The organism is Syntrophomonas palmitatica JCM 14374 (genome assembly GCF_001311885.1).
Lineage (GTDB): Bacteria > Bacillota > Syntrophomonadia > Syntrophomonadales > Syntrophomonadaceae > Syntrophomonas_A > Syntrophomonas_A palmitatica.
The window spans coordinates 20,549-44,339 of sequence record NZ_BBCE01000003.1 but is presented as its reverse complement, the minus strand read 5'-3'; the positions used below and the strand labels follow the sequence as shown (position 1 = coordinate 44,339).

Below are 23,791 nucleotides of genomic sequence, written 5' to 3'. Positions count from 1 at the left end.
ATTATGCGTTATATTAATAACAGCAAATATATCAATTAAATAAGGAACTGCATGTGATGAAAAATAAACAGTTCAACCTGGTTATCCGGGTATTATTTCTGGTATTGTTTTTAACACTGGCAGGCGTTCTTACCTGCAGCTATATGCCGCAGCTATCAGCCCTGGCCAAGGAACCTGCACGTTTTAGAGATTTATTGCTGGCCTACGGATCGTGGAGCCAGGCGGCTTTTATCATCCTGCAAATCCTGCAGGTAGTTGCAGCTCCTCTGCCGGGTGAAATAATCCAGGTAGCAGGCGGTTATGTTTACGGGGTGCTGGGAGGCACTATGCTTTCCTTGACAGGCATCCTTTTGGGGAGTTTAGCAGCTTTTTTCTTATGTCGCTGGCTGGGCTATCCGTTATTATTGACCTTCATTAAGCCCGAAAAGGCCGAGCGTTGGCGGTTGATTATAAATACCAACCGGGCAGAAATGGTAATATTTCTTGTTTTTCTGATACCCGGTGCTCCTAAAGATATCCTGACCTTTATTGCCGGTATCACTCCTATTAAACCGGGAAACTTTTTCCTGGCGGCAATGCTGGGACGTTTTCCCGGGATACTGGTTTCCGCAGTGATTGGCGCCCAACTCGAACATCACCAATATTTTCTGGCAGCTATTTTATCACTGGCTGCGGCTCTGCTCTGCCTTTTAGGCTTTTTGTACCGGGATCGCTTTATGACATTTTTACGTCACAAACAATCTAAGGTTTAAGGCGAAAATAACCACAGATTAACACAGATTATTATGAAATTCCCCTGCCGAATAGGCTGCACAAACCTTTATAAACTAAATTACTATTTTCATGTATGGCTGCGGCCTAATGCCACAGGGGGGTTACATAAAATAAACCATTATATATTTAAGAGCAACATAAAAGAAATAAAGCCCAAAGATCAGCTTAAGAACCCAGGCCTCAAAATACCTGATTAAAGCAGCCCCTATCTGGCGCCGATAACCGTGCCAATGGCCAGGCAAAAGGCTGCCGGCAACACCACAAAACCCTGCAGCAGTTTTACCAGGCTTCCGGCCATGGTTATAGGAACTGCCGCCAGCATGGTTGACCCTACCGCGAGGTGGACCGACAGACCGATTCCGTATGTAATGCCGGGAACCAGCAGGAATCCTCCCCCTAAACCCAGGGTTCCGGTAATTAATCCCACCATAAAACCCAGCCCCAGCAGCCACACTTTTTCCGGAATTCCCCACCTGGCCGCCAGCGAATCGTATTGTCCGCTGATGTGATTGTCATTTTCTCTTCTTACACCATCTCTGGTCATTAAATAAGCAGGCAGCAAAAAGAAAATGCCCATACAAAGATTCAGCATCTGAACTTTATCCACCAGCAGGGTGAAAATGCAAGAACCTGCCAGAATGCCAAAAATACCGCCAAGGGATATATCCAGGCTGACCTTATTATGTGCATTCTTGCGGATATAGTGCCCGTGGGCACCGGACAAAACTGTGAAGATAACCGCAAAGAGGGTGGTTCCAATTGCGTTGGGCGAGCTGTACCCCAGCCAGAAATCGAGCACCGGCAGCATGATGGCGCCTCCCCCCAGACCGAGAAGACCGCCGAACAGCCCGGCCAGCACACCGACCAACATCAGGATAATGAGTTCATGATTTGATTTAATGCCATAGAAAACGAGCGGGTGATAATACAAACTGCTTATTAATCCCAGGATTAGGCAGATAATAAGAATTAGAATGAATATATAGTTTTTCAGGAAGGTTTTAATCTTCATAATATATCCTTCTGTTCAAACAACCTTGATATAATGATATTTTACCTGGCCGGCTTAAACAAGAATCCTGTCCGCAATCACAGCCTATTTGCCTGATTACCTTCAGTTCCAGTTCGAACCTAAAATCACTCTAAATGGCTTACTGAGTAAAATAAATTGCACCTATCCAATGCCTGTTCTCATTCCATTTTTTTCTATCTTTTTTTCTTTACACCGCAATATAAATGATATACATTAAATATATGGTAATGTTTTCCATTTATAATTAACGGAATGGGGGGACATATATGGCAGTGCAGAACCCTTTAGTAATTGGTACGATACCGCCTATTGAAGTCGATATTTTCCAAAATCCTTCCGCTTTTTTCCCCACCCGCGCCGCGAGGGAATCCCTGCAAAAAAACTTATTAGTGGAGGCCTTCTATCTGCACTATAACCAGAACGATATCTATAAGCGGTATTGCCGTAGTCTGGGATATGGCTTACAGGCGGCGGAGACTGATCCATATACGATTCCGCTTTTACCCAGCACAATTTTTAAAAAATTAAAGATAAGAACCTTAAGCGGAGAGGCTACGGTAAAAAAATGTATCAGCAGCGGTACTCAAGGATCCATCAGCGTAATAGAACGGGACAACACCACCCTGGAAAGATTCCTGGGTTCGGTGCAAAATACCTCTGACAACGTATATGGGACTGAGGATGCTGTGGCACTTAATCTGGGACCAGGTATCGAAGAAGCAAAAGATATCTGGTTTTCCTTTGTAATGAGCGTAACTGATGTTTTATACCCAACCATAGATTATGTGAAAAACGGGGTCTTTAATATGGCTCAGCTTGTAAATGACATTAATACATTTAAGTCCTGTTATCAAGATGTATTTTTAATTGGAGCGCCGCCGATGTTTATGGAGTTTTACCGTTATTTAAACGCTAATCATATAAAATTTGACTGCGGAAAGCAGTTATTTATAGTCACAGGTGGAGGTTGGAAAAAGCAAGAGGCAGAGTCAATAAACAATAACGATTTTAAGGACTTGACTGAACGCATATTCCCAGGCATTGAACGCTCCCGTATCAGAGACAATTTTAATGCGGTTGAACTTAATACGATAATTCCTGAATGTGAATGCGGATCAAAGCATCTCCCAGTATGGGCGGATGCTTTTGTGTATGACCTGGACACTTTCACCAGATCAAATGAGGCTAACCAAACTGGTTTGCTGTGCTTTTTAGACGCCAGCCCCACCAGTTATCCCGGCTTTATTATGACCGAGGATTTGGGACAAATAATCTATATTGACGACTGTCCCTGCGGCAGACCGGGAAAATGCATCGATGTAATCAGAAGGGTTAATACGATCGAGTCCCGTGGCTGTGCTCTGAAAATTGAACGGGACTATTTAAAACAATAAAGGAGACGAGATTATGAGGACTTCATATTTTAACATCCCCAGCCCGCAAGGATATATCTGGTGCGCCTATGATCAGGCCGAAGACAGAAGTCAGGAAGCGCCGTTGGTAATAATTGCGCCAGGTTATGAGAAAACCTCCCGCAATAATATTGCTTTGGCTTTATACCTGGTTTTAAACGGCTTTAATGTGCTGCGTTTTGACGCCAGCAACTGCACCGGTCTTAGCAGCGGTGACATTGAAAATTTTACTTTATCAAGTTTTACCCAAGACATAGAAACCGTAATTGATTACGCCTCGGACTACCTGGCTGGTTCCCATTTGATCTCCGTTATATCACTGAGTCTTTCTTCACGCTGCCTGGTTAAATACCTGGCCGGAAATCCCGGCGCCCATAATAAAATATTGGCGTTTTTATCTATAGTAGGTGTTTGTGACGTGGAATATACCGCCAGCCAAATTCTGGGGGCAAATCATTATCCCGAAACTTTTGCGGGGAGACGGTTCGGGGTGCGAAAATTCATGACTTACGATGTAAACTGGGATAATTTCTTCTTAGATGCAAAAGACTTCGGGTATTTGAGTTTTGATACCGCCATTGCCGATGCTCAGAAGGTGAATATACCTTACTTTATAAGTATAATGACCGATCATGATGAATGGAATTTAGCCTGGCAGCAAAAGGTGTTTTTTATACATCTGCAATGCGCTCATAAAGAACAAACCGTGATAGAAGGCGCTTCGCACCAGATCTGGAAAAACCCGCGCAGCGCAGAAATCGCACTGCAATATTGTGTGAAGTACCTTAAAAACCTATATCCTCATCCTTCGTTGGAAATTATCCGGCCTGATATGACGGATATAATCGAGATCAATAGACGCGAACGCAGGGTTATCATGGAATCAACCTTAACTAAAAGCCATAAATCATTGGAGGTGACGGCATGATTATAGATCTGCCCATTATTGTCTGCGGTAAGGTTATTAAGCCTGATGAACGAGAAACTGTCTTCATTAAAAATGAAAATGGCGTAAATATCAGGATTCCTATGTTAAATGAAGATGATGTGGATGAAATCCTAAACAGCCGCTTAAAAACCGGGCTGGCGGAAATGCCATTTGACGATATTACCGTCTTTTTTGAAAAGCTGGCGGCCTTTTGGTTAAGGGAAGAGAACCCTTTTAGAGATGAGGCAGTCAGATTATGTTCGCTGGTGACGGGTTTTCCGGCAGCGGTAGTAGAAAGAGATTATAAACTTATTGTTCATTTATTCCGTAACCGAGGAGATGTCTATGACCAGCTGGAAACGGAAATAGGCAACCGCTGGTATATAGACGAATGGGTACCCTCCCAGTCCTGCCTGATCCGCGCCTTTCCTCGTGGATTGGTAACCAATATTTTAGTTGGCAATATACCGATGGTATCATCCTTTGGGTTGTACAGAAACCTGGTGGTAAAAAACAACTCACTCTCCAAAGTCCCTAAAAAAGACCCTGTCAGCGCAATTTATTTTGCTCTGTCATTGCTGGAAATCAATCCAGATCACCCAATTACTAAAAGCGTCTCGGTCGCCTACTGGGAAAAGGATTCCTGGCAGGAGGAAAAATTTTTACACAATTCTGATGCGGTTTGCCTGTGGGGCGGAGAAAATGCCATTAATGAGTTGAAAAGCAAAATAAAAATGGGGACTAAAGTATTGGAATATGGACCTAAAAAAAGCCTTACTTTAGCTGATCTATCGGCTATGGAACCGGATGACAATATGCGAGACATCGCTTTGCGCATTGCCCACGATTTTAGTGTATATAACCAGGAAGCATGTTTTACCCCCCAGGAATTATATCTGGTGGCTGATGATAATCTGTTCGTAGACTTTATCGATCATCTGCAGTCAGCCTTAAATCGCTACCTGCATATATATGAAAAGGGTGAACTGAGCAGTGACAGCAAGGCCCACGTGCTCATAACCCGAACGGAAGCCCAACTATTGGGAAACACCGTTATCTCGACCCCGGATCATGGCTGGACCATTATCGTAGCCCAGGATAATAAGCGCATCGACTCACATCCCTTAAACCGCACCGTAATCATTCATCGTGTATCAGCATTAGAAGAAGCTGCCCCGCATATTAACAAGTATACGCAAACAGTCACCTTGTATCCTTGGAGGGCTTCAGAACGACTGCGCGACCTCATTTGCGGCCAGGGAGCGGACAGGATCTGCGCCCTGGGCATGGCCAATATACCCAGAACCGGTTTCCCTCACGATGGCATCTGGACATTCAATGAACTGCTAAGGTGGGTAAACGTAGAACGTGATCTCGATTTTAAAGGCAAATACGTAAATGTTAACAAGGATGCCTGGGTGGAAAGGCTATTCCGCACAGAAGCCGTAAGCCTATTCTGATTATATTTGCTGCATTTTGTGGTTTATATCTTCAGTCAAACCCAGCTGTAAAAGCCGGGTTTGACGCTATATGCTTCGCTTAAACAGGCTTTCCAGCTTCTTGTTGGTCCTCGCTGTGAAATAGTGGTGTAACAACAGGTGTTGCATAATCAGTTCAGAACCGCACAGCATTAGTTTAAAACGTCTGATAATCCGTGACTGTTTAGTCCTAGTACCCTTTGAGCTGCGGCTTGGAACAGGTTTGCCATTTAACATTACCAGGGGATTTTTCCAGAGGATACACCAACAATACAGCTTTCCCGTACAGCAGCACGGGCTTTACGGTGTCTCCCAACAGAACATGTTCCTCGTCATCCAGTATTTTACCGTCATCAATACTTCTCACTATATCAATGAAGGTTTGTGCTTTTATCTCCTTGGCCGTAACAATATCATTTTCCGCCTTGATATTAAACTTGCCCCGAAAGCGGCCGTCATTGCCACCCAGCCTGAGCCCCGCGCCTGCCAGGGCTCCTATTACCCCATCCCCGGTGCCTCCGTGCTCGGACAGGTATATTCCTAATTCAGCCGCTAAGCCATAAGCGTCATCCTTGGTTAAAACCTCGTTTTTTGCCGAATAACCGAAGGAAATCAGCCAACCCGGCTTGGTTAATCGATCTATGACTGCCACACATAAGCCAGGGTCAGCTCCCGGCGCCTGTTCTTTTTTGAGAAATTCGCCTCCGTAGTTTATGATATCATCCAGATTGTCAGGATTTATATCAGCGGCAAAACACATGGAACTGTTATGGGAAGTATAAGGTACATCCGGATGCACCAGCAATTGATGTCTGGTTACCGGTTCACATTTTCCCCATCCCTTTTCCTCCAGAGCAGCAGCCAGCTTGCCGGCGAGCTTACCGGTGCTGATTACTTCCACAAGATCTTCGGTTTTAATCTGATCTGTATCATCTATAGAAACCAGGATACGCATTATTACACCTCATCAACATTTATTTACAACAGACAAAGGAAGCTTCCGTCCAACGCCTATAAAGGCAGTTATAACAGGAAATTGGTTCATCCGCCACCATTTCATCTTCATCATCAGGTTTAAAAAGAGGGCATTGCCTGGCAAGCTCAGAAGCTTGAGACCAGTCTTCCTTAGAAAACTCACGCTGACCCTTATTGTTAATATTCCACAATCGTTTTCATCTCCCTTTATATAAAAAGCAATATAGAATCACCTGGCGATGCGCATACCGCCTCCATAAAGGATCCGTTTTACCACTTCATCACTAAGCTCCAGGTCATAAAACTCCTTATAGAACGACTTCGTTTCCGTAGTCATATCCAGGTCTTTAAACCTGTCCGGATATATGGTTTTGGCCGTCCACAGGATAGCCAGCGGTGTCTCCGGTGACGAAGGATGCCCCCAGCGGGATATGCCATTGGGCAGCTGATAAACCCTGTGATCTTTTACCGCCTTAAGGGGCGACCATTGTTTATTGCTTAAAATATAATCCACGACTCCCATTTCATTAACCAGAATGAAATCAGGGTTCCATAACAATATCTGCTCCAGGGAGGCAAAGTATTTGCCCTCCATGATTTTTAGTCTGCCGGTGGTGGAAACATTAACAGCTCCGGTAGCCGCCATCCAATCACCGGAAAGACTCCCTCTTATGTCCGTACGAGTGGCCTCATTGATGGAATGGTAAACCTTAACCCTTTTATTCTGGGGAATATCTTTTACGCGCTGCTGAACCCGCTTAATACAATCTTGATAATATTGATTATATTTTTCCGCTTCTTCAGCAGTACCAACCGTTTCAGCAATCATTCTCACCGCATACTGCTGTTCTTTCATGCTGTTAAAATCAACTACCAGAAAGGGAATTTTGCTCTTATTCATTTTTTCTACTTCAGCTTCGCTGCTGGAAGTGTCTCTCTTAACAAAAACCACATCCGGGTCAGTTCTGACTAATTCCTCAATGTTTATGGCCCCGCCGGCTTTGGGGACCGGCAGGTCTTTTATTTTAGGATACATATCAGTGATAATCAGATCCCTTTTCAATCCGCCCACAACCGCAACTATTTTATCCCCTTGCCCGAACATAACCAGGGCGTAGCCGGATTCGGGGCAAAGACAGGCGATGCGGTTAATCTGTGCGGGTATTCGTACTTTGCGTCCTATACAATCTATAATAGTCTTGGTTTTAACATGATTCTGTATTACCCGGGTTTCAGGCCGACCGCAGCCGCTGCTTAATAATATGAAATATACGAGAAATAAGGCCAGTAAGCTCCGTATTGCACTATTCGGTCTAGATTCCATCTTTCTTTCCCCCATTGTCAAATATCCGCTGCAGTACTCACGGGAATAACCTGCCGGAATTCCTGGTTTGCAACCATACATGACACTACCTGGGCATTGACCCTATAGATTTTCTTTAAATTTTCCTCTGATAAAATCTCGGTCGGGCATCCGGTTCCCAAAAACTTGCTGTTATTCATCAACGCTACTCTGGTGGTAATATTGCTGTTTTCATAATAAAAGCAATGGTTGGGAAAATGAGAAGCCATTATAACCGACAATCCTGTTTTCCGCACCAGATCTACGATAGTCTCCATGATCACCAGCTCATGCCTGAAGTCTAAATGGGCAGTGGGTTCATCCATTACCATCAGTGGCGTCTTTTGCGCCAGGGCCCTGGCTATCATAACCAGCTGCCCTTCCCCACCGCTTAATTGGGTATAACGCCGGTCGCGCAGATGAAGAATCCCCACCCTGTCCAGAGCCTCGTCCACAATATCCCGATCCTTCCGGGAGGGAGACGCAAACATCCCGATATAGGCAGCACGCCCCATCAAGACAATATCTCTAACCGTATAGGGAAAAGTCTTTTCATGACTCTGGGGCACATATGCTATCTGCCTGGCAATTATCTCCGGCCCCATGCCTTTAATATCAATGTTATTCAGTTGGATGCTTCCCGAGCGCGGCTTTAAAATACCCAGGATGCAGTCGAGCAGGGTGGTTTTCCCGCAGCCGTTGGGGCCTAACAGGAAAAATATCTCACCTTCACGTATTTGTAAGGATATATCAGACAAAACCTCCCTGTCCTGATAAGCAAAGCTTAAATTTTTAACTTCAAGCAAAGGCACCGCTTACCACCCGCCTCCCCTGGTCGTTTTCAGCAGATAAACAAAGAACGGGCCTCCCACCAGAGCGGTTAAAATCCCCAGCGGTATTTCGGAACCGGTAATCATGCGGCCCAGATTATCTATCAGGATTAAGAAGCAAGCCCCAAGGGAGAGGCTGGCAGGAATCAATATGCGATTATCATTCCCGACCAACATACGACCGATATGAGGGACTACCAAACCAATCCAGCCAACAATGCCGCTGACACATACCGCTCCGGCTGTAGCCAGAGTAGCGCATATAATCACAATTCCCTTATTAAGTCCGGTATTAATTCCAAGTGTCTGGGCTTCCTTATCCCCCATGGAAAGAACGTTTATCCTCCATCTGACAGCCATTAAGCCGGCTATCCCAATTAGCATGGGAATGCCGGCGATAAATATATCCTGGTAGCGTGCTGACGCCAGGCTTCCCATCAGCCAGAAAACAATGCTGGGCAATTCGTTTGCCGGGTCGGCAACATATTTAATAAAGGATATTAAGGCCGCAAACACTGAAGAAACAATGGTTCCGCCCAATACCAACATAATTGTGGGCGTGGTATTATAAACCCGCCCGATTAAAAAACTGAGCAGGACTGCCAGTCCCCCGAACAGAAAGGCAAAAATGTAGATCGGGGCAGTGGCTTTAAAAAGTAAGATAGCCAGGGCCGCGCCAAATCCGGCCCCGGAGGTGACGCCCAGGATTCCCGAACTTACCAGGGGATTACGAAACAGCCCCTGAAAAGATGCTCCGCTGACTGCCAGACATCCTCCCACCAAAGCCCCCAGGATAGCCCGGGGCAAACGGATATCCCATATCAAAACCTGAGACATTTCAGGAATGTTGCAGATGCTTGAGGTGATTTTACACCACAAAATCTGAGCTACTGCTGGTATGGGCACCGGATACCTGCCAATGAATAAGCTGATGAATATAAATGCCAGCGGTCCGATAATCAACAAGGCATATATAAATTTCTTCTTAATCCTATTCACTCCCAATAAACCGGAATCTGCATTCTAGTTCTGGTTTTTCTTTCTGAAATAAATGTATCCGGCCATGGCTGCTATGATTATTCCGGCAATAAGGGCATAGGTTCCATTAGGCCGTGTCTGACCCTGATCAGGTTCTTTAGGTGCAGGTTTTCCAGTGGTTTTGGCTGGTTCAGCCGGGACCTGTTTCTTAGCCTCCGGGGCTGTTGTCTGGTTATCTGTCTCTGCTGTTTTTTCCCGGGTCACATTATTTTTTTTAGCGATTAGTGATGGAAATTCAGTATTTGCTGAAGTTTCTTTAGCTGCATCAGGGGTTGTTCTGGTATCCTCGTCTACTGTTTTTGGTTCAGCCATAACAGGTTCGACAGCTTTCGTAGCCGTACCGGCGGTAACGAAATTTACCTCGGCCTCACTCCCCAAGCTCATACCGTTTTTGGCCTGTAAATCGGGAGATACTTTCAGTACATAAGCAGTTCCCGGCTCCAGCTTCTCTAAAGGCCGTACGGAAATATCCCTTCTTTTTTCAAACCCCTCGGGAGTTTGGTCATCAGCCATAATAACTTCAATGGGCACCTTGGTACCATCTTTAGCAGAGAGGGAAAAACACTTTTTGTTGCTTTCTCTAATCAATAAATAAATTACGTTTTTATTAAAATGAAGCTGAATATCCCCGGTAAGATACATCTTTTTGCCCGTCAGCCGGTTCGGATGAAACCAGGCCCAGGGGAATATTCTTGCCCCCGCCGCTGCCATCACCAGTACCTTCTGCTAATACCGGAGCGGCTATTAACAAACAAGCCAATAAAGCCAGCATAATAACTGAGATTAGCTTTAACTTTTGATAAATTTTTGCCATTCGCTACCTCCCTCCCTTAGAAAACAGAGAGCGGCAGGAGAGACAGTTCTCCTGCCGTTTTGTTGGTTCACAGGTTATTGGTAACTGTCTGGGCTGTAAAAGTCTCCAGTGCCACCCCTCCATCGGATTTCACTTGTTTGCTGGCATCATTAGGTTTATTGTATGACACTGTAACTACCTGTCCGGTGGTTACTTTTGTAGTCAGCAGCAGTTTTATCTTGGTTGGATTACTTGTCAATTGCAAACCGGTTACGATGTCCTGCACCCCATCCACCATTACGGTAAACTGTCCGCTTTTCCCATCCAGAGTGCTCTCCATGTTGCTGCTGAAAGTAACACTAATATCTCCGGCAGTTTTTCCCGTCAGGACCTCTGCACTTACAAAGGTGGGAGCGACAACGGACGGAGCAGGATTAACAAATGCCCGCTGGGTAATGGCTCCGGTTACAGTCACTGCCTGCTGGCTAGTAACCCCGATAGCGGTTATATTGATACTGTTCGCCGCGAAAGTGAACGTATCTCCATCACCCCAGTTGGCGCTGGTATCCAACTGCACGATGTAGTTCATATAAACACTGGCAGCCACTGTTTGCTGGCTGTATACAGTAAAGCTGACTACGGAAGTGCCTCCTGTTATATCCCCCATGGTACCGGCAGCAATTGACGCACCGTCATTAGTACTGCCGTCTCCATTAGGATCAGTAAACAACTCGATGTTGCTGAGATCATTTTTAGTAAGTCCTGAAATATTGCTCATAGTTATGTTAATACTGTTGCCTGTAGGTATCAGGATGTCCTCAACCGTATCAGCGGTAAGCTTAAAGGACATCACATTTCTGTTCGTCTGTGCGCCATCAGCAGGTCCGTTAGTAGCTTTGGCATTCAAGGCTGAACGGCCATCGCCATCGCTGATAGTCAAGGTGCCTTTAGCTGGGGCAGCCGGTCCGCCGCCGCTATTCCCACCAGCTACGGTAAAAGTTATGGTTTTAGCCGTTCCAAGGGTTTTGCCGTTGTTGGCCCTAAGAGCAGCGGATATAGTTATGGTGTAATTTTTTCCAGCTGTCAGGGATGAATTTGGAGTAATGTAAATATTCTCTTTCTCGCTGTCTTCAAGATAATTAGAAGCCCTAAAAACCGTAATAGCTACCGGTTGACCGGTGCTGTCAGCCATCGTAAAACAGTTCTGGTTATTGGTCCAGTATTCTCTTACCACTCCCCGGTCAAATTTAAGCTTAATCGTAGGAGTAGCTGAGACCCCAGTGCTACCGTTCACAGGATCGGAGCTTACAAGGTTTAATGGAGCAACTCCGCCTCCGCCGCCGGTGCCGTTGCCGCTGCCCGCGCCGCCAGTACATGTGTTCGCTCCTGTAGTAACAGTAACATTATTGGGGTTTTGTAAACTCGTGGGAGTTTGTTCAAAACTTGATCCGGGAACACTTACTTTAGCTGTGTTGATAGTTCCCTTTCCTGTAACCGATACCGCGGCATCGAGTGTGAGAGTAGTAACCTTGGCGCTGCTGTCAACATTGATGCTTGCCCCGGCCGCCCTGGCTGAAACCTCCATTACGGCTACCGTACCGCCATTAACTGATACATTGACTTTGGCGGCATCTACATTTACGTTAGCGAAGCTGCCGTTTAAAGTTATTTTCGCACCAGCGGGAATCGTCTCCGAAACAGTTACCTTTTCAAAACCGGCCGCATTTGAATTCAATTCTACCAGGGTTGCTCCGCTGGACAATTGCACCAGACTAACCGAAGTGCTCCCCGAAGCTACTACCCTGACCCCTTCCTTGCTAACCGTAATACTGGGCAAAATACAGTCTTCTAAGACAACGCTGTGGTCCCCGCCGCCTTTAACAGTGCTGGTGCCCTGTACGGTTACTTTCTTCAGGGTAACATCGCCATTGCCGATGCCTTCAGCTAAGAGCAAGTTACCGGTTATTTTCATGTTCTGCAGGGTAACTCCGGAAACACTGATGGTTACGTCTCCTTCAATGGTTTCTACAGTACCGGCTGAACCGTAGACTCCGGCTTTATCATATACCTTACCGGATTTAACCCGGGTATTGGCTGAGGCCGGAACATCTAAACTGTTGAGGATAACTACGGCTTCAGCCCGGGTCAGACTCTTTGTAGCTTGGAAAGTCTGATCCGGGTAACCATGCATGAGGTTTTTATTTACAACAGCGCTTATGGCTCCCTTGCTCCAGGCAGCAATATTCCCAGCATCTTTAAATTTATTTATGGCAGAATAATCTGCTGTTGTCTGCAATTTAGCAATTTTACTTAGAATACAAGCTGCTTCCTGCCGGCTGATCAGTGCGTTGGGTCGAATAGTACCATCCGGGTATCCCGATATATAACCTGCAGCACAGGCTTTAGAAATCTCTGCCGCAAACCAATCATTTGCGGAAACATCAGAATACTTAACCTGTACGGCGGCGTTGAACCCGCAGGCGCCATTCGCCATAGTAATAAATTCAGCTCGGGTGACATTTTTGTCAGGCTTAAAAGTATTATCCGGATATCCTTGGGATAATCCTTTATTAAGCCAATCACTGATCTGGGCTGCAGCCCAATTTCCCTGAATATCAGATACTGCAACCGAATCCTTGGCAGTTGCCCGGGGGGCAGACAAGACGCCTTGCGCCAATATTGATGTCTGATTTCCACAAGCCATCCAAAAAACCAAGGCTAAGAAAATAGATACATTTACTATTTTCTTTATCTTTGAATTATGCAAACGCATTTTCAATAACCGTCCCTTCTTTATCTCATATACAATACAAAAAACCAAACGTGTTGCCATAGCTGACTTTTATGAACCTTTGAAACAATCTTTCCGTAAAAAACCGCCCTCCTTTCATTTTCTCAGACGAATCAATAGATCTCCAAAATATTTAAATACCCGGCACGAAGAAGCACCGGGTATCTAATACTCATTTAAAGTCAAACTGCGAAAAGCAATACGCAAGTCAACAGTCGTTCAGCTTCTCCTTTCCAAAACGGGAGGCATGCCAGTTTCCCAACATACCCTTCGGCCTGGGAACCATAGTTTACACTTTAGGTTTTCCGGCTCGGAGATTATTAAGTTTTCGACACTAAATCACATGTTATTGAATAGTTCTAATAGTTCTGTGTTTTTATTATAATTCCTTCATAGTCTTTCAGGAAAATTTTATTCTATTTTAACAATTACCTTTCTACATAATTAACAGGGGCCATTCCGTCTAAACGGGAATGGCCCCTGTCTTGGTTATATGTTAGGGAGGGAGGTAAAAACCTTTAGTATTCAAAAGCCCCCAGAGGGATTTCCAAGGCTGAATTATCGCCTTCTTTTACTATTTCAGCGATAGCCCAAACCTGGGGAACAATATTATTGAGGTAGAATTTAGCCGTACAAACCTTGCCCGCATAGAAATCATAATCGTAATGATCCGGACCTAATTCTGCCGCCCGTTTTTGCGCAATCAAAGCCTGGTCCAATATACACCAGGCACCGTAAACAATGGAACTAGCCGTCAGAATCCGGCGGGAAAACAACGGCATCAGAGAAATCTTGCCTGATCCAAAGTAACCGCCAATGGCCATTTGTATTTCCGTCAGGGATTGGATGGCTTTGCCCAGTTTGGCAAACTCTTTCTCCAGCCCGGCGGCATCCTTGTTTGTTTCATAGAATTCTTGGAGCTGTTTGGCCCATTTGGCATAAACCGTACCTTTCTTCATAGTCCACTTGCGGCCAATCAGGTCAAGCGACTGGATATAGTTGGTGCCTTCCCAGATGGAATAGATTTTAGAATCACGAGCCAATTGCGCTACGGGATACTCCTCACAGAAGCCGTAGCCGCCGTAGGACTGAATGCACTCACCGATTATCGGCCAGGATTCGTCACTGGGATAAGCCTTGCACATGGGGGTAATGACTTCAATGAAATCATTGGCGTCCTGTCTCTTTTCGGGATCGGGATCGCGCAAGCGGATATCCATCATAAAGTAGGCCTTCATAATCATAGCTCTGCATACTTCGACATGGGATTTGCCCAAAAGCAAGGCCCGGCGGATATCTTCATGATTTATAATAGTCTGGCGCTCTCCCTTGGGGTTGGTCAGGGGGCGGCCTTGTACCCTTTCCTTGGTGTATTCACGGGCATTATAAACGGCATTGGCCATACAGGCCAGGGCCATCAAGCCTGTACCCATGCGGGCGCCGTTCATCATCTGGAACATCTGCGCCATACCCTCGCCTTTGCCCTCGTTATTGCGAGGGTCAATCCCCAGCAGCCAACCGCGGCAGTTATTTTCTTCGCCCATACTTAAAGCGGCGGTAACGGAACCGAACTGTCCCAGTTTATGTTCAATGCCCGCGGTCTGGACATCGTTATCACTCAGGCTGCCATCTTCATTGACCCAGTACTTGGGTACAATAAATAAAGAAATACCGGCGGTTCCAGGTTTGGCTCCTTCAACCCGTGCCAGGTAAAGGTGAATAACGTTTTCAGTGAAGTCATTGTCGCCGCCGGTTATAAATATCTTATTCCCCTTAATCTTAAAGATGCGCGGATCATCGGTGGGATAAGCCTTGGACAAGATATCTCCTACATCAGAACCGGCTGTAGGCTCAGTTAAACACATGGTTCCTGACCAGGTGCCATCCATCATCTTGGGCAGGAACATCTCTTTAAGTTCCTCGGTGCCAAAACTCTGGATCAGTTCGGCGGCACCGGTGGTTAAACCAACATAGGGCATAAAAGCCGGATTGGCCGCGGTAAGCATTTCCTGAGTCATAGCCCAGAGAAGCTGGGGCAGAACCGTTGCGCCTTCGCTTTCATCAAGATTGGCGGTCCCCCAGCCGTCTTCCTGCAGCTTGTGGAAAAGCGGACCAAATGAAGGCGGGGTAGTGACCTTACCGTTGGAAAAAGTACATCCGATACTGTTGCTTTCTTCGTTAGTGGGCTCTATCATTTCTTTGCACATCTTGCGGAAGGGTTCCAGAACCGATCTGACTTCTTCCTTGGAATAATAATCACAAAACTCCTTATAAGCAAAAATCTGCTCGGTAGGAAGCCATTCCTGGGCAATGAATTCAAAATCACGAGTGTTCGCGTATGCAAAATTAGCCGACATTAAATTATCCCCCCAAATTAAGAACCAGTCTTTTTTATATACCCGGTTCCCATATTTTTGCCTTTTTCCTATGAGGCCGGCTCACTCACCCCCTTTAATGCCTCTAATCCGAAAATGCTTATTATGTGTGCGTATTATTTATTTGCATAAATTATATCATATGGATTACTTGTCTGGGCAATAAATGAGCATCAAATAAAAAAGCCACCTTGAATTATGACCAAAGTGGCCTATTAACCCTGGGGCGGCAGCCTGATAACGATAATTTACATATTCCAGCGGAATTTCTCCTGCAGGTATTCTTGGATCGCAGTTCCGATTTAAATTTCCCGTTGAAAATAATTTCTGTGTTTTAACCCTCGATCTCCATGAAGAACCCGGGGCAGAGACAATTTTATGGTAGCATTTCGTGAAGAGATCTCTTGTGGGAATACATATTCTTGTCCGCCAATCGGAAAACGTCCTCCATACTTTGAGTATTGTCAGCGCGAATAGCGTAACCCAAACATATGCTTAAAACTGTATTCTCTATCATTTTCTGATGACAATTCTCTTTAATAGTCTCAATAACCCGCTCAACATCATTTTGTGTGATGTTTTCCAAAAAGATGATGAATTCATCGCCGCCGATTCGCGCTACTACATCATCACTCCTGACGGCATTTTTCATGGCCCTGGCGGCCTGGCGAATCATTTCATCACCTGCTGCATGGCCAAATGTATCGTTAATCTTTTTCAGCCCATCCACATCACCGAGAATAAGGGCAACCGGAGCAGTTCCTTGCTGGTCCAGACAATGCATAGTATGCTCGAAAAAATTCCGGTTGTACAATCCGGTCAGGTTATCCACATTGGCTATTTTCTCAATTTTACGTTTGGCTTTTTCCATGGGAGTAATATCGGTAAATATATCTATGTAAGCAATCGCTTTGCCATTAGTTTCGCTGACAATCTGCGATTCTAACGACATAACCTGTTCCTTTCGCGCCGGAAAATCAGTAAACCAGTAGGTATAATCATCGGTTTGAATAGGATGGATGGGGAGAAGCTGCATAAGGTTTTCTCTTTTTCGCCCCAATATTTCTTTAATACCAGTGCCCATCAGCTCTATCGCGGCATGGTTCGCATCAGTCAACCGGTATTCATTGTCATATATAAAAATTAGGTTGGGAAGGCTGTCAACCAGCTTGATTCTCGCCAGGGGGACTAGATCATAAGCCGAATAAAAGAAAACGCCATACAGAAAAAACGCTAATGATACGGTCAAGGCACATATAGTGAGATCATAAGCCTGTATCCATCCGCGAAGATCAATAATATTTGTAATAAAAGGAAAAGCAATAGCAATTAAAAAAATAGTGGTCTGTAATCTATTCTGAGAAGATTTGAAGTAATTACGAACGAGTAAAACCATACTGGCTGTCAACACTGAATAGTTGAATATGGCAAAGACATAAAACCAATAGTTATTGTAAGCATGAATATAAAATGCTCCATCGGGCTGGTATATTATTTGGAAGCTTTTACGAAATAAGTGATGCCAAGGATTAGTCTGGGAAAAGAATATGGTGAGAATAGGTATTACGCTTAACAAGGCTATTTGCTTGGTCTGTATCAAACGTCCTAAACCTGTGTAATTCATGACAATCCACAGAATTACTACAGGCAGCAAAGCACTGCCGACAAATTTTAATTCGTGGAATATAACGGCTATATTTGGATCTGCAGCAAAACTTCTTAAAGTAACGCTTACACTCCATTCCAAAATTAAGAGGCCAACCAGCGCCAGGCCCCTGGCAAGCGGACGTTTATGGCGGTTGAAAACAATGTATAAAAACATCACTGCATTTAAACATGATAACAGCAACAGAACATAGGCAGTCGTTATCTGCGCCACAAAACCACCCCAGCTGCAAAAATATCTGGAATAACTTGATTATACACCAGCCATCCCCCCAGATATATAACCCGTTCTCTAAATCTCCCCGTCTGTTCAATACTAACTCATTTATAGAATCTCGAAATATTATCCGAATTTGAAAAACATTCAAATATCACAGTAACATTTTTTTCAGAATATTCATACAATATGATATCCTCGTGTCTTACAATTTATAAAATTTATAAAAGAAAGGAGGAAAATATTTGGAGGTTTGTTATTAGCGCTGGCTATCACGCTTTCTTTAATTTCCGGAACAATTAGTATGGTTTATGTCTTCAAAAAGTTTTACCTGGATTCATAACAGCTATTTATTGGTAATTCAGTTGCAAAAACAAGAGTTTATTTAAGAAGGGAGGCGACGAACGAGTGACTGAATTACAAAAAACTTTTCTATTTTATACCTTTCTTTATTTTATTTTAAAAGGCGCATTATACGTGATACTCTATGTAGCTTTAATAGTTGCAGAAAAATTAGCCAGGCGGCGGCATGAAGAATTTTTAGCCTATCGCCGCAAAAAAAGGGCCGATGAACAGGTACGATGGAAAGTGGCCTACAGTTTATATGATAAGAAAAGAAAAAATCAAGAAAAAATGCCCTTGTTGCTATCTCAATTAATACACAACCCCAATTCATTTTCAGCCCATTCTTATGTCAAACCGCTGGTCTAACTCAATTCTTTTAAAAACATTTTAAGATCTTCAACATATAAAAATCCAAACCGGGGGAAAGATTTATTTTGAAGTTTCAGAATATTATGAGTATTTAGGGAGGAGTGGGAAAATGGAACTAGCGATAGCAGTTGGGTTAGCTGTATCTATCGCTGGTATCGGTGGCGCAATTGGTATGGGCATACTTGGCGGCAAAGCATTCGAGTCAATAGCAAGACTGCCGGAAGCAGCTGATGAAATCAGGAAACTTCTAATAATTTCTCTGGCTTTTGTGGAAACATTAACTATTTACGGTTTAGTCATTGCACTGATGTTGTTTCAGAAAATGCCATCCTGATTTGCAACAACAACTCAGGTTTTCCAGATTTAAATAGATATCAGATAGTTTGAGCAAAAAACATTACTGCTTACTCAAACCAATTGTATATCTAGTTTTAATTCTGGGGTGTCAGATGTCCTGTGGTCTGACCCCTTCTCTTCTTGTTTTTCACTATTCCTAAATTCCTTTTACCGCTGATTTTCCCCAACTAGAAGGCTTACGAAAACCCCCAACGGATACTATCTTTGTTTACCCACCATTGGTTTCATTAGCCAGGTTTAATTAGCCTGACCTAAAATTGCGGCTTCCCTGCGCCACAGTGCCCATAGTACGGTTAAAAAAACCAGGCTCAGACATCCCAGGGCTATTATGAACGGGATAGTTAGATTAAAATATCTTGGAGCTCTGACTCAGTAATTATTTCTGACAGAATTTATAGCCCGGCTCTGTAAATACTTTGAATTCCAGAACAGTTGTTGACAAAACACGAGCAAGTGGGTATATTAATTTATAATTTAATATCACAAAAGCATTGACGGAGAGAGTACGTTTCAGCCAACGAACGTTTCAGCGAGCCGGGGAAGGTGCAAGCCCGGTGCTAGTAGTTTGAAACCGAAAATCACTCCTGAGCTGCGGACCGAACGATGAAATCCAGTAGGCTCCGACGGTTTTCCCCCGTCACAGGGAACGCATATGATGGTATGTCGTATTAATGGGTGGTATAGCGAATGTCTTTCAGGCTTTCGTCCCTTTGGGACGAAAGCTTTTTTATTTTTAACGACAGGGGGAAAAACAATGGCAACCAACGATATGGTAGAAATCCGCTGGCATGGCCGGGGCGGACAAGGAGCCAAGATGGCCTGCATGCTGCTGGCAGACGTGGCTGGTTTACAAGGCAAGTTCGTGCAGGGATTTCCTGAATATGGACCGGAACGCATGGGAGCCCCAATCACAGCATTTAATCGCATCAGTGAAAAACGCTGCACTATTCATTCCTTCATATATAACCCGGACTATGTAGTGGTGGTAGATGAAACTCTGCTGGACAGCGTCGACGTTACCGGAGGACTGAAAGAAAACGGGGCAATAATCATCAACACACCCGGTTCTCCCCAGGAGATGCGTCCCCGCCTGCGGGGTTGGACTGGAAAGGTCTGCACCATAGATGCCCGCCGGATTTCAGAAGAGATCCTGGGCAGCAACCGTCCGAACACCCCTATGCTGGCCGCAGTGGTTAAAGTAAGCGGCGTTTTAGAACCTGATCGTTTTTTAGCCGATATAGAAGAATCCTTTAAACATAAATTCGCATCCAAGCCGCAGCTTATCAAAGGAAATATGGAAACCCTCAAAAAATCCATGGAGGAGGTGCAGGCAGGATGATTCATGCAAAGGATATAAATGAACGTACCCCCTGGCAGGATTTGACCCCTGGCGGAGAAATCTACGAACCTGGAACGGCACGGCTCTTTAATACCGGTACCTGGCGGACCGACACTCCCGTTTTCCACGAGGAAGCCTGTAAACACTGCATGCTGTGCGTTCCCTTCTGCCCCGACAGCGCTATTCCGGTGAAGGACGGGAAACGGCAGGACTTTGATTACATGCACTGCAAAGGCTGCGGCATATGTAAGGAAGTATGTCCCTTCCCAGCGATTACCATGGTGACTGGAGGTGTACCCAGATGACTGCTTGTCTTTCCGGCAACGAAGCTATAGCTTATGCCATGAAACAAATAAATCCTGATGTCATGGGAGCATTCCCTATTACTCCCTCTACCGAGATCCCCGAATACTTCGCCCAATATGTAGCCGATGGCGAGGTTAATACCGAGTACGTAACCGTAGAGTCCGAACACAGTTCTATGTCGGTATGCATTGCCGCGCAGGCCGCAGGAGCCAGAGCGGTCTGCGCCACTTCTTCCTGCGGATTAGCTCTGATGTATGAGCTTTTGTACGTAGCGGCTTCATGCCGTCTGCCAATTACCCTGGCCTGCGTCAACCGGGCCCTTTCAGGCCCAATCATTATCAACCACGACTACTCCGATTCTATGGGCGCCGTGACAGCGGTTGGATCCAGATTTATGCCGAAAACAATCAGGAGGCCTACGACAATTTTATTATGGCCATGCCGATCGGAGAGACCCCAAGCGTACGCTTGCCGGTGATGGCTTGCATGGATGGCTTCATTACCAGTCACGCCGTAGAAAATATTGAGCTTTTGGAAACAGAGACGGTGCGCAAGTTTATCGGTGAATATAACCCCGAACACTATCTGCTTAAAAAAAGAAAATCCGCTGGCGGTAGGACCTTACGATTTGAGTCCCTATTACATGGAACACAAGGTCCTGCAGGCTGAAGCCATGAAGGCAGCCAAGGCCCGCATACTGGAGGTAGCCGAAGAGTTTGAGAAAATATCAGGCCGACGTTATGGCCTGTTTGAAGAATATATGATGGAGGACGCACAACTTGCTCTGGTTCTGATGGGATCCAGTGCCGGAACTGCTAAAGCGGCAGTTGATAAGCTGCGGGAGAATGGAGTAAAAGCAGGGCTGATTAAGGTCAGGGTATTTCGTCCTTTCCCGGCTGAGGAACTCGCCCGGGCTTTAGCCAATACCAAGGCTGCAGCTGTCATGGATAAGTCCGAGGGCTTTTCCGGTTGCGGCGGTCCTTTATTCGCCGAGACCCGCAGCGCTTTATATGACCTTAAAGATCGCCCCTATCTTATAAATATTGTTTTCGGTCTGGGCGGACGGGATATAAGAGTCGAGGACTTTGAAAAGGTGTTCGGGCGGCTGGCGGATATTACAGAGACCGGCGAAATTGGCCCTTTATATGTGCATATGGGACAGAGGTCAAAGGAGGGGACAGTATGAGCACAGTATATAACCTGAAACGGGAAGTGGAAAAGCCGGTACGGCTCACCGGGGGGCATCGCCTCTGCGCCGGCTGCGGCGCGGGGGTGGTCGTGGCCGGGGTGCTGCGGGCTCTCGACAAAGAGGATCGGGCAGTGGTCACTAATGCTACCAGCTGTCTGCAGGTTTCTACCTTTATGTATCCTTACACTGCTTATATGGACAGCTATATTCATTCCGCTTTTGAAAACTCCGCTGCCACCTGTGCCGGAGTGGAAGCCGCCTACAACGCTATGAAGCGCCGCGGCAAGGTAGAAGGAAACGTCAAGTTCATTACTTTCGCAGGAGACGGCGGTACCTATGATATAGGGTTCCAAGCCCTGTCAGGCGCAATGGAGCGCGGTCATGACATGGTCTATGTCTGCTACGATAATGAGGCCTATATGAATACGGGAATTCAGCGATCGTCTTCAACGCCGCGTTTTGCCCGCACCACGACCTCGCCGTTAGGTTCTGTTCAACCGGGTAAGCGGCAGGATAAAAAAGATTTGACTGAAATAATGGTCGCTCACCACATCCCTTATGTCGCTCAGACTGCCCCTTTAGGAAACTTCAGGGATCTGCATCTTAAGTCTCATCAGGCCATTTATACTGAGGGACCTTGCTTTTTAAATGTATTAGCCCCCTGCCCCCGCGGATGGGACTATCCCATGGCCAAGCTGGCGGAAATCACTCAGCTGGCGGTGGATACCTGCGTCTGGCCTCTTTTTGAAGTACAGGAGGGAGTATGGCGTTTAACCTATACGCCAAAAAAGAAGCTGCCCGTAGAAGATTTTCTGCGTCCTCAGGGCAGATTCCGCCATATGTTCCAGAAGGGCAACGAATGGATGATCGAAGAAGCTCAAAGGTTTGTTGACGATAAGTGGGAAAAGTTACTGGAACGTACTGGCGCTTAATATCTTGAATACAAAGACAAATCCTAAAAACATGGTATGATAACTTTAATAAGGAGGTTTTGCCGATGAAACAAACAATGTTCACTAATGAGGTCATCCTATCCTGGCTCCATTACTTTGCCGATAACGTTGATATAAACCTGGCAGAACTGAAAATGTTGGATATTACCGGAAAGAATAAAAACCTGATCCCAGCGGTTATGACCAACCGGGCTGTTTTAGTCTTTACTGACGCTGGACATCCGGACATCTTTTACGATATGTGGAATGCGGAACTGGGCGACTGCATTATCTGGTACAATGAGGGTTCAGAACCTTCGGGAGAAATGAAGCACGACAGGGTAGCAGACATGATCAACCGCGGCATTAACGCCTCCGCAGCAATGCTGGTCATAAATCCCAACGCAGCCACTAATGCACAGATAGGTATTGAGAACAGCCGTTTCGCCTGCGGCTCGGTTCATTATGTGTGCCGGGAAGGCCGGGCGGTTATCATGAATAAGCTCAATTTAGGAGACCGGGATAATATATGCATCATCTCCGGCGAGAGCATCGCAGTGGAGGCAGCCATAGCTGTCGCCGAGGGCAGTGTTATTGCGGTGGAATATGATCCCCGCGACCGGGACACCATGAAAGAGAATGTTGATAAATTCGGCCTGAACAACGTAACCATCGTGGAGACTCTGGAAGATGGTATCCTTGAAACCCTGCCGGTTCCCAACCTGGCTTTTATTGTGGGCTCTCCAAAGCTTGACAGTGAAATAAAGCGATTGCGGTCCATAAACCCCGCCATGGATTTTGTCTTTTATACTCTGGATTTTGATATCTTAACCTCTCTTCCGGCATTGTTAAAGGAAAACGGCCTGGTGCGCACCGAAGCCATCCATTTGGAAGTATCGCGAGTCAACAGCAAAAACATGGTGGAGCCCTTTCCAGCTCCGTGGATAATCTCTGCTAAAGTAAAAGGATAAGAGCAGGCGGATGGACGGCACTGCTCCCTGCAAGCCTATCTTTCCATTTTCTCTGCCCTCTTTTATCTATCCCCATATTCGCTGCGCTCGTAATGACACGTTCGATTGCATTTTTGACAACCCCCGAAGGTCTTATCGGCTGCCGCTTATGAGGCATACTCTCCTATGAACAAATTCGCTCTGCGGGCGATCAGCGCTATCGTTTTAGATTGCCGCTTCGCTGCGCTCCTCGCAACGACAAATACATAGTTTTTCTGCAAACGCGCCATAGTTTCTGTCATTGCGAGCGATAGCGAAGCAATCTCTCCCTGTTTTCGCAGCCATGACAGGGC

Annotated in this window: 21 protein-coding genes, 1 pseudogene and 1 riboswitch; of the genes and pseudogenes, 12 read left to right on the top strand and 10 right to left on the bottom strand. The window is 45.5% G+C overall.

The genetic code is table 11. The features are described from left to right. Window positions 1-56: 56 nt before the first annotated feature. Complete coding sequence (locus JCM14374_RS02480) at window positions 57-752, top strand: TVP38/TMEM64 family protein (protein WP_054693052.1); 696 nt, start codon at window positions 57-59, stop codon at window positions 750-752. Window positions 753-979: 227 nt separating this feature from the next. Here the strand turns inward: JCM14374_RS02480 and JCM14374_RS02470 are convergent, their stop codons facing one another. Further along, the gene (locus JCM14374_RS02470) at window positions 980-1,786 is read right to left on the bottom strand and encodes a sulfite exporter TauE/SafE family protein (protein ID WP_054693050.1); all 807 of its coding nucleotides are present in this window, start codon (window positions 1,784-1,786) and stop codon (window positions 980-982) included. A gap of 287 nt (window positions 1,787-2,073) precedes the next feature. On the opposite strand from JCM14374_RS02470, the gene JCM14374_RS02465 reads away from it, so the two are divergent. From JCM14374_RS02465 to JCM14374_RS02455, 3 genes are read left to right on the top strand one after another with little or no spacing between them, the layout of a single operon-like run. Continuing rightward, a complete protein-coding gene (locus JCM14374_RS02465) occupies window positions 2,074-3,201 on the top strand; it encodes a LuxE/PaaK family acyltransferase (protein WP_054693047.1) in 1,128 nt (375 codons plus the stop codon). Between the two features lie 13 nt (window positions 3,202-3,214). After that, window positions 3,215-4,147 carry an alpha/beta hydrolase family protein gene (locus JCM14374_RS02460; protein ID WP_054693045.1) on the top strand — a complete coding sequence of 311 codons (933 nt, stop codon included), beginning with the start codon at window positions 3,215-3,217 and terminating at the stop codon, window positions 4,145-4,147. Beyond that, window positions 4,144-5,607, top strand: coding sequence for an acyl-CoA reductase (locus tag JCM14374_RS02455; RefSeq protein WP_054693042.1), 1,464 nt, complete (start codon window positions 4,144-4,146; stop codon window positions 5,605-5,607). Before JCM14374_RS02460 ends, JCM14374_RS02455 begins: the two co-directional genes overlap by 4 nt. 208 nt (window positions 5,608-5,815) lie before the next feature. Here the strand turns inward: JCM14374_RS02455 and JCM14374_RS02450 are convergent, their stop codons facing one another. From JCM14374_RS02450 to JCM14374_RS02405, 9 genes are all read right to left on the bottom strand, one after another. After that, the gene (locus JCM14374_RS02450) at window positions 5,816-6,580 is read right to left on the bottom strand and encodes a hypothetical protein (protein WP_054693039.1); all 765 of its coding nucleotides are present in this window, start codon (window positions 6,578-6,580) and stop codon (window positions 5,816-5,818) included. Between the two features lie 249 nt (window positions 6,581-6,829). Further along, window positions 6,830-7,924, bottom strand: coding sequence for an ABC transporter substrate-binding protein (locus JCM14374_RS02440; protein ID WP_157048920.1), 1,095 nt, complete (start codon window positions 7,922-7,924; stop codon window positions 6,830-6,832). A gap of 17 nt (window positions 7,925-7,941) precedes the next feature. After that, complete coding sequence (locus tag JCM14374_RS02435; RefSeq protein ID WP_242848786.1) at window positions 7,942-8,700, bottom strand: ABC transporter ATP-binding protein; 759 nt, start codon at window positions 8,698-8,700, stop codon at window positions 7,942-7,944. Window positions 8,701-8,757: 57 nt separating this feature from the next. Beyond that, a complete protein-coding gene (locus JCM14374_RS02430; protein WP_242848785.1) occupies window positions 8,758-9,771 on the bottom strand; it encodes a FecCD family ABC transporter permease in 1,014 nt (337 codons plus the stop codon). Between the two features lie 24 nt (window positions 9,772-9,795). Beyond that, entirely contained in the window at window positions 9,796-10,341 is a 546-nt protein-coding gene (locus JCM14374_RS02425; protein WP_157048919.1) for a prolipoprotein diacylglyceryl transferase, read from the bottom strand. 76 nt (window positions 10,342-10,417) lie between these two features. Next, entirely contained in the window at window positions 10,418-10,624 is a 207-nt protein-coding gene (locus JCM14374_RS02420) for a hypothetical protein (RefSeq protein ID WP_054693026.1), read from the bottom strand. Between the two features lie 67 nt (window positions 10,625-10,691). After that, entirely contained in the window at window positions 10,692-13,436 is a 2,745-nt protein-coding gene (locus tag JCM14374_RS02415; RefSeq protein WP_083453822.1) for an S-layer homology domain-containing protein, read from the bottom strand. A gap of 168 nt (window positions 13,437-13,604) precedes the next feature. Next, window positions 13,605-13,722: riboswitch (molybdenum cofactor riboswitch) on the bottom strand. 190 nt (window positions 13,723-13,912) lie between these two features. Further along, the gene (locus JCM14374_RS02410; RefSeq protein ID WP_054693024.1) at window positions 13,913-15,751 is read right to left on the bottom strand and encodes an acyl-CoA dehydrogenase family protein; all 1,839 of its coding nucleotides are present in this window, start codon (window positions 15,749-15,751) and stop codon (window positions 13,913-13,915) included. A 394-nt stretch (window positions 15,752-16,145) separates the two neighbouring features. Beyond that, complete coding sequence (locus JCM14374_RS02405; protein WP_054693023.1) at window positions 16,146-17,648, bottom strand: histidine kinase N-terminal 7TM domain-containing diguanylate cyclase; 1,503 nt, start codon at window positions 17,646-17,648, stop codon at window positions 16,146-16,148. A gap of 411 nt (window positions 17,649-18,059) precedes the next feature. Between JCM14374_RS02405 and JCM14374_RS02400 the strand changes: the two genes are divergently transcribed. The 8 genes and pseudogenes from JCM14374_RS02400 to JCM14374_RS02370 all read left to right on the top strand — a co-directional run bounded on the left by JCM14374_RS02400 (window position 18,060) and on the right by JCM14374_RS02370 (window position 23,459). Further along, on the top strand, window positions 18,060-18,362 hold the full coding sequence (locus tag JCM14374_RS02400; protein ID WP_054693021.1) for a hypothetical protein: 303 nt from the start codon (window positions 18,060-18,062) through the stop codon (window positions 18,360-18,362). A 112-nt stretch (window positions 18,363-18,474) separates the two neighbouring features. Further along, window positions 18,475-18,699: an ATP synthase F0 subunit C gene (gene atpE, locus JCM14374_RS02395; RefSeq protein ID WP_054693019.1), complete on the top strand. Its 225-nt coding sequence runs from the start codon at window positions 18,475-18,477 to the stop codon at window positions 18,697-18,699. Between the two features lie 777 nt (window positions 18,700-19,476). Next, a complete protein-coding gene (locus JCM14374_RS02390) occupies window positions 19,477-20,061 on the top strand; it encodes a 2-oxoacid:acceptor oxidoreductase subunit gamma family protein (RefSeq protein WP_054693017.1) in 585 nt (194 codons plus the stop codon). Beyond that, window positions 20,058-20,366, top strand: a complete 309-nt coding sequence (locus JCM14374_RS02385) for a 4Fe-4S binding protein (protein ID WP_054693014.1) — start codon at window positions 20,058-20,060, stop codon at window positions 20,364-20,366. Before JCM14374_RS02390 ends, JCM14374_RS02385 begins: the two co-directional genes overlap by 4 nt. After that, window positions 20,318-21,036: pseudogene (locus JCM14374_RS16020) on the top strand (hypothetical protein). Before JCM14374_RS02385 ends, JCM14374_RS16020 begins: the two are co-directional and overlap by 49 nt. Next, on the top strand, window positions 20,930-21,553 hold the full coding sequence (locus tag JCM14374_RS16015) for a transketolase C-terminal domain-containing protein (protein WP_500797385.1): 624 nt from the start codon (window positions 20,930-20,932) through the stop codon (window positions 21,551-21,553). Before JCM14374_RS16020 ends, JCM14374_RS16015 begins: the two are co-directional and overlap by 107 nt. After that, complete coding sequence (locus tag JCM14374_RS02375) at window positions 21,550-22,488, top strand: thiamine pyrophosphate-dependent enzyme (RefSeq protein WP_054693012.1); 939 nt, start codon at window positions 21,550-21,552, stop codon at window positions 22,486-22,488. The genes JCM14374_RS16015 and JCM14374_RS02375 overlap by 4 nt, the downstream gene beginning before the upstream one ends. Window positions 22,489-22,553: 65 nt before the next feature. Next, window positions 22,554-23,459, top strand: coding sequence for a hypothetical protein (locus JCM14374_RS02370; RefSeq protein WP_054693008.1), 906 nt, complete (start codon window positions 22,554-22,556; stop codon window positions 23,457-23,459). Window positions 23,460-23,791 lie beyond the last annotated feature (332 nt).

What these genes read in the sequence shown, in the direction of transcription:
- JCM14374_RS02480 (WP_054693052.1), top strand. Translation starts at nt 57, where the DNA reads ATGAAAAATAAACAGTTCAACCTGGTTATCCGGGTATTATTTCTGGTA.
- JCM14374_RS02470 (WP_054693050.1), bottom strand. Translation starts at nt 1,786, where the DNA reads ATGAAGATTAAAACCTTCCTGAAAAACTATATATTCATTCTAATTCTT.
- JCM14374_RS02465 (WP_054693047.1), top strand. Translation starts at nt 2,074, where the DNA reads ATGGCAGTGCAGAACCCTTTAGTAATTGGTACGATACCGCCTATTGAA.
- JCM14374_RS02460 (WP_054693045.1), top strand. Translation starts at nt 3,215, where the DNA reads ATGAGGACTTCATATTTTAACATCCCCAGCCCGCAAGGATATATCTGG.
- JCM14374_RS02455 (WP_054693042.1), top strand. Translation starts at nt 4,144, where the DNA reads ATGATTATAGATCTGCCCATTATTGTCTGCGGTAAGGTTATTAAGCCT.
- JCM14374_RS02450 (WP_054693039.1), bottom strand. Translation starts at nt 6,580, where the DNA reads ATGCGTATCCTGGTTTCTATAGATGATACAGATCAGATTAAAACCGAA.
- JCM14374_RS02440 (WP_157048920.1), bottom strand. Translation starts at nt 7,924, where the DNA reads ATGGAATCTAGACCGAATAGTGCAATACGGAGCTTACTGGCCTTATTT.
- JCM14374_RS02420 (WP_054693026.1), bottom strand. Translation starts at nt 10,624, where the DNA reads ATGGCAAAAATTTATCAAAAGTTAAAGCTAATCTCAGTTATTATGCTG.
- JCM14374_RS02415 (WP_083453822.1), bottom strand. Translation starts at nt 13,436, where the DNA reads ATGGCAACACGTTTGGTTTTTTGTATTGTATATGAGATAAAGAAGGGA.
- JCM14374_RS02410 (WP_054693024.1), bottom strand. Translation starts at nt 15,751, where the DNA reads ATGTCGGCTAATTTTGCATACGCGAACACTCGTGATTTTGAATTCATT.
- atpE (WP_054693019.1), top strand. Translation starts at nt 18,475, where the DNA reads ATGGAACTAGCGATAGCAGTTGGGTTAGCTGTATCTATCGCTGGTATC.
- JCM14374_RS02390 (WP_054693017.1), top strand. Translation starts at nt 19,477, where the DNA reads ATGGCAACCAACGATATGGTAGAAATCCGCTGGCATGGCCGGGGCGGA.
- JCM14374_RS02385 (WP_054693014.1), top strand. Translation starts at nt 20,058, where the DNA reads ATGATTCATGCAAAGGATATAAATGAACGTACCCCCTGGCAGGATTTG.
- JCM14374_RS02375 (WP_054693012.1), top strand. Translation starts at nt 21,550, where the DNA reads ATGAGCACAGTATATAACCTGAAACGGGAAGTGGAAAAGCCGGTACGG.
- JCM14374_RS02370 (WP_054693008.1), top strand. Translation starts at nt 22,554, where the DNA reads ATGAAACAAACAATGTTCACTAATGAGGTCATCCTATCCTGGCTCCAT.